Below are 5713 nucleotides of genomic sequence, written 5' to 3'. Positions count from 1 at the left end.
CAACGGCGCGGGCAAGACCACCCTCACCAGATGCCTGGCCGGCGAAGGCCCCGCGGCCGGCGGCACCGTCACCCGCTCCGGGGCGGTCGGCTATCTGCCCCAGGACCCGCGCACCGGGGACCCGGACGTCCTGGCGCTGGACCGGATCCTGTCCGCGCGCGGTCTGGACACGGTGATGCGGGCCATGCGCGACTGCCAGCACCGCCTCGCGGAAGGCCCCGACACCGCCCGCGAGAAGACGCTGCGCGCCTACGAGCGGCTGGAGAGCGAGTTCCTCGCCAAGGGCGGATACGCCGCCGAGGCCGAGGCCGCCACCATCGCCGCCAGCCTGGGCCTGCCCGACCGGATCCTGGACCAGCCGCTGCACACCCTGTCCGGCGGCCAGCGCAGGCGCGTCGAACTGGCCCGCATCCTGTTCTCCGACGCCGACGTGCTGCTGCTGGACGAGCCCACCAACCACCTCGACGCCGACTCCATCCTGTGGCTGCGCGACTTCCTCAAGCGCTACCAGGGCGGGTTCGTCGTCATCTCCCACGACCTCGACCTCATCGAGACAGTGGTCAACAAGGTGTTCCACCTGGACGCGAACCGCTGCGCCCTGGACGTCTACAACATGGGCTGGGCGCGGTACCAGGCCCAGCGCAGCGCCGACGAGCGCCGCCGCAGGAGGGAACGCAGCAACGCCGAGCGGAAGGCGGCCGCCCTGACCTACCAGGCCAACCGGCTGCGCGCGGGGACCAAGGCGGTCGCCGCGCAGAACATGGCCCGGCGCGCGGAACGCCTGCTCGCGGGCCTGGAGGAGGAGCGGCGCGCCGACAAGGTGGCCAGACTCCGCTTCCCCGAACCGGCCCCCTGCGGCAGGACGCCACTGACCGCGGAGGACCTGTCGAAGGCGTACGGCTCACTGGAGGTCCTCGCCGGCGTCGACCTGGCCATCGACAAGGGATCGCGCGTGGTGATCCTCGGCCTCAACGGCGCGGGGAAAACGACCCTGCTGCGCCTCCTGGCGGGCGTGGAGAAACCCGACACCGGCCAGGTGATCGAGGGCCACGGCCTGAGACTCGGCTACTACGCGCAGGAGCACGAGACCCTGGACCCGGACCGCACCGTGCTGGAGAACATGCGTGCGTCGGCACCCGGCCTGGACCTGGTGGAACTCCGCAAGGTCCTCGGGTCGTTCCTGTTCTCGGGTGACGACGTCGACAAGCCGGCCGGGGTGCTCTCCGGCGGTGAGAAGACCCGGCTGGCGCTCGCCACGCTGGTGGTGTCCTCGGCCAATGTGCTGCTGCTGGACGAGCCGACCAACAACCTCGACCCGGCCAGCCGTGAGGAGATCCTGGGCGCGCTGCGCACCTACAAGGGCGCGGTCGTGCTGGTCACCCACGACGAGGGCGCGGTGGCGGCGCTCCAGCCGGAGCGGGTCATCCTGCTGCCGGACGGCGTCGAGGACCTGTGGAACGACTCGTACGCGGACCTCGTGGCACTGGCCTGACGCCGCCCGGCACCGGCGGTCGCGTAGTTCCCGGGAATCGTCGGCCGCCTTGGCGGACATCTCCATCACGCCGACGGGGGCGGCAGCGCGCCCGGCCCCGGCAGGACCGACCTGCCCCCGGACGCCGTTGTCAGTGCCGTGCTCTACAGTTCCCGCCACTTGATCATTGCGGGTGCGGGAGGCACACAGATGGGGTGGGTGTCCGCCGGCGGCTATGAAGTCGCCCTCGACGACGGCAAGGTGGTGTGCCGGAACGCGGCCGGGCGGCGGTTGAAGTCCGTGCCGCCGAAGATCGCCGACGATCCGGCGGTGGTGGGGCTGCGTCAGCTCGCCGAGTGGCTGGAACGGCACGAGAGGCAGTGCCTGGCCGACGTGGAGCGGTGGATGGTGCGCTCGCTGCCGGTGCCGTTCGCCGTCCTGGTGCGGGTGTGGCCGGACCCGGCGTGGCAGGCCTCCCTGCGCGACCTGGTGGTCACGGGGGAGGACGGCACGGTCGCCGGGTTCCTGCGGGACGCCGACCCCGAGCGTGGCCTCGGCCTCGTCGACCTCGACGGCGACACGGTCCGGCTCACCCCGGAGCTGGTCCGCCTGCCCCACCCCGTGCTCCTCGACGACCTGGAGGACCTGCGGGAGTTCGCCGTCGAGCTGGGTGTCGAACAGCGTGCCCAGCAGCTCTTCCGCGAGGTGTGGCGGCGGCCCGCGGCGCTCGACGCCGACGCGACCTCGGTCGAGGAGTACGCGGGCGGCGCCTTCAAGGAGCTGCGCTTCCTGCACGGCCGGGCCACCCAGCTCGGCTACCGCGTCCGCGGCGGCCACGCCGTCTGCTCGGTGCTGGAGGACGGCCGCGCCGTCGAGGCCCGGGTGTGGGTCGGCGACTTCGACGGCTACGAGGAGACGGAGACCGGCCCCCTGGTCTTCACCGACCGGGCCGGCCGGGTGCTGAGGCTCGGCCAGGTCGGACCGGTGGCCTGGTCGGAAGGCATGCGCATGGCGGCCGCGCTGTACGCCGGGCGGGACATCGAGGACGAGGAGCGCGCGGCATGACGACGAACGACGCGATCACCCACGGCGGATCCGCCCACGACGGATCTCCCTACGACGAGGCCACGGCGGCCGCGCTGCTCGACGCCGGTGCCATCCTTCCGCCGGGCACCCAGGACCGCGAGGACGCCGACGTCCTCACCGTGCGCACGTACACGCATCCGGCGCTGGACGAACGGACGATCGTGCGGCTGGTGCCGGGCACCCTCGGCGAGGCGGAGGACCTCGCGATGAACTTCCTCGGTCTGGTCCGGGATCCGCGGATCCGCGAGGTCGGGCAGGTGCGCCGGGAAACCCTCGGCTTCCCCGCGTGGGCGCTGGTCAACGACCCGGCGAACGGGCACCACGCGCTGGCGCTGGTCAAGGACGTGGAGCGGCTGGCCCGGCAGGCCAAGTCCCGCCCCGGCACCGCGAAGGAGGGCTTCGAGGCACTGGGCGAACGGCTCGGCCGGGCCGTGCCGCACTTCCTGCCCACCTTCTACGAGCAGGCGGCCCGCGTCTTCCTCCAGCACGAGAACACCACCTACGCGGCTGCCTTCTTCGGCAAGGCCCGTGCCGCGGAGCGGGTGCACGCGCTCACCGTGGACGAGGAGCGGCAGCGCGCCGTGTTCCTGGAGTTCGCCTTCGCCGGGGCCCTGACGGTCAAGGCGCTCAAGGAGCATGTGAAGGACCTCTCGGCACGGCTCAGCCCGGCCGAGGCCTGGGCGCAGTACCGGCAGCTGACCGTGGAGCGCTGCGCGGCCGGCATGCCGCCGTACGCGTCGCTGCCCCAGGACGCGCGCGCCCTCATCAAGGCGGCGGGCCTGAACCGGGTCACCGAGGAGTGCGCCCTGGTCGCCGACCTGCTGGCCTCCCCGGCGGCGGTCCGGGCCCCCGCCTCCTTCTGGAACACCTACCGGGCGACGCTCGTCGTCCTGGCCGAGCAGCGGCCCGCCGTACGGGCGCGGCTGCTGGAGATCATGCCGGCCGGGCTGGGCCGTTCCACCGAGGACGACGAGTTCTGGCTGGCGCTGCTCGCGGAAACCGGCGCGGACGGCCTCCTGACCGGCGCGACCGGGGCCGCGGAGGGGACAGACACGGCCGACGGGACCGACGGGACCGACGCGGCGGACTGGCTCAGCCGCTGGGCGCTGTTCCGCAAGCACGGCGCCACGCACAGCGGCCGCTCGTCCGCCACCCTCGCGCTGGTGGAACGCATGGCTCCGCGGCTGCGTGCCCAGGGCCGTCCCGTGGACCTCTTCACCGGCCGCTGGCAGGCCGGCGCCGACCTCGACCTGCTCGACCTGTGTGTGGCCGAGCGCATACCGCTGACCCTGCCCGCGGCCCACGACAACGTCCTCCTGCCCCTCAACCAGTGGCTGCAGGAAACCCGGCCCGGGCGACGGGACCTGACGGCCATCGCCGCGGACCCGTCCTGCCGGCGCCTGCTGTACGCCGCGGTCGGCAACCTGACCGGCCACGGCCTCGGCCCGGCCCTGCTGGAGGGACTGGCCGGACACCCGGTGCTCTCCGACGTGCTGCGCGAGTGGCTGGACGACGCGGCCGCCGAGCTGGCCGCCGCGGCGGGACTGCCCGCCGCACGCGCGGCGCTGGAGAAGCTGCGCCCGTTCCGCTCGGTCGCGGCCCGCATCAGCCCGGCGGCCGTGGCCCGGGTCGCCGCGGTCGAGGTCGCGCCGCTGCTCGGCCGCACCCTGCGCGCCGGAATCCCGGACGAGCTGGGCTGGCCCGCCCTGGACGAGGCGCTGCGGCGGCTGGACGCGGAGACCCGGACCGACCGCGACGACACCCTCGGCGTCCACGAGGCCTGGCCGGCACTGATCCTGTCCCGCCGGCACAAGGCGATCGTCGTCGGGCCACAGGAGATCCTGCTGGAGCACGACCTGCGGCTGCCGGCGGAGCTCGACCGCTGGACGCGTCCGTTGTTCCGCTACACCGACGGCCAGTTGCTGGTGATGTGGTGGCACGACGGCAAGCAGTACGGCTACTGGTCGGCCCGCCCGGCCGAGGTGTTCGCGCTCGGCGGCGAGAGGATCCCGCGCTGGTACGGCGGTCGTGACGCGGGCGTGACCTCGATCCCGCTGCCGGGCGGCGGCCGCGCCACCGGCGGGCGCACCCTGCACGCCGGCGACACGGACCTTCCGCCCACCCGCCCCGTCCTCGGGGACGGCACCTCGTTCTGGCGCCAGGGCCGGCAGGGACGGCAGCACGTGTGGCTCGAGTACGACCCGGCCACCGGCACCCACGCGCGTGCCTCGCTGCCCGCGTTCCTGCGCACCGGCATCCGCGAGGGGGCCGCCCTGCGCCAGCAGCACTGCTCGGTGCTGCCCCTCCAGCCCGGCCTGGAGCACAGCCCGTTCGGCACGGACGGCGTGGTCCTCGGCCGCTGGGTGCGCGCCGAGGGCGAGGGCGACGAGGCCCGCATCACCGCCGGCACGCCGGACGGCCGGGCCGTCACCCTGCCGACGGCACACGGCCGGACATCCGGCGTTCCGGTCGGTGCGCTGCGGCTGCCCGGCGGTGCCGAACCCGTCGTCGTCGCCGACCACCGTCAGATCACCCTGTACACCACTGACGGCGACAGCGGCGGCGTACGGGAGCTGGGCCGGGTGACCCCGATGGAGCGCGGCGGTGAGTTCGCCGCCGGAACGCGGCTCGTCCCGCCGGTCGACTTCTGGCACGCGCTGCGGCCGCGCGACGAGAACGCGTCGGCGTCGCTGCGCGCGCTGAGCGACGCCCAGGCGGACGACGTGCTGCGCGCCGGCGCCCGGGCCCTGGCGGAGCGTCAGGCGAAGGTCTCGGCGGCAGCCGCCCGGGCGACGGCCGCCACGGCCGGAGCGGGGAACACCGCGGGCGCGGTGAGCAGCACGACACCCGGCACCGGGAACACCACCGGGGGCGGGGCGGGCAACGCCACGGGAGACACCACCGGGCAGCCCGCCGTGCCGACCGCCGACGAGGTCCTGCGGGAGACCGTCGCGCGCTGCCTGCCCGCCCTCACCGAACCGCACGTGCTCGCCGGTGTCACCGGCCTCGCCCGCGGGGTGCTGCGCCTGGCGGAGTCGATCGCCACCTTCGTGACGCCCCCGGTGGAGCGGCCGAAGGCGGACGCCAGACGCACGGTGGGCATGTTCGCCGACTACCGCCCCGACAACGGCGACGATCAGACCCTGCGCGAGGCCG

Annotated in this window: 2 protein-coding genes and 1 pseudogene; all 3 read left to right on the top strand. The window is 74.4% G+C overall.

Annotated features, from left to right (window positions below):
- The coding region (locus CCN42_RS15965) for an ABC-F family ATP-binding cassette domain-containing protein (protein ID WP_245877300.1) at nucleotides 1–1492 on the top strand (1492 nt) is incomplete at its 5' end.
- A 189-nt stretch (nucleotides 1493–1681) separates the two neighbouring features.
- Nucleotides 1682–2536, top strand: a complete 855-nt coding sequence (locus tag CCN42_RS15960) for a DUF4132 domain-containing protein (RefSeq protein WP_086736380.1) — start codon at nucleotides 1682–1684, stop codon at nucleotides 2534–2536.
- Nucleotides 2533–5713 (top strand): annotated as a pseudogene (locus tag CCN42_RS15955) (hypothetical protein); the annotation flags it as partial. The gene CCN42_RS15960 and the pseudogene CCN42_RS15955, both read left to right, overlap by 4 nt.

Origin of the sequence: Streptomyces glaucescens (assembly GCF_002154375.1) — a bacterium.
Taxonomy (GTDB): Bacteria; Actinomycetota; Actinomycetes; order Streptomycetales; family Streptomycetaceae; genus Streptomyces; species Streptomyces glaucescens.
Note: the sequence above shows the minus strand (reverse complement) of the source record. Positions and strands in the feature narration are given on the sequence as shown.

What these genes read in the sequence shown, in the direction of transcription:
- CCN42_RS15960 (WP_086736380.1), top strand. Translation starts at nt 1,682, where the DNA reads ATGGGGTGGGTGTCCGCCGGCGGCTATGAAGTCGCCCTCGACGACGGC.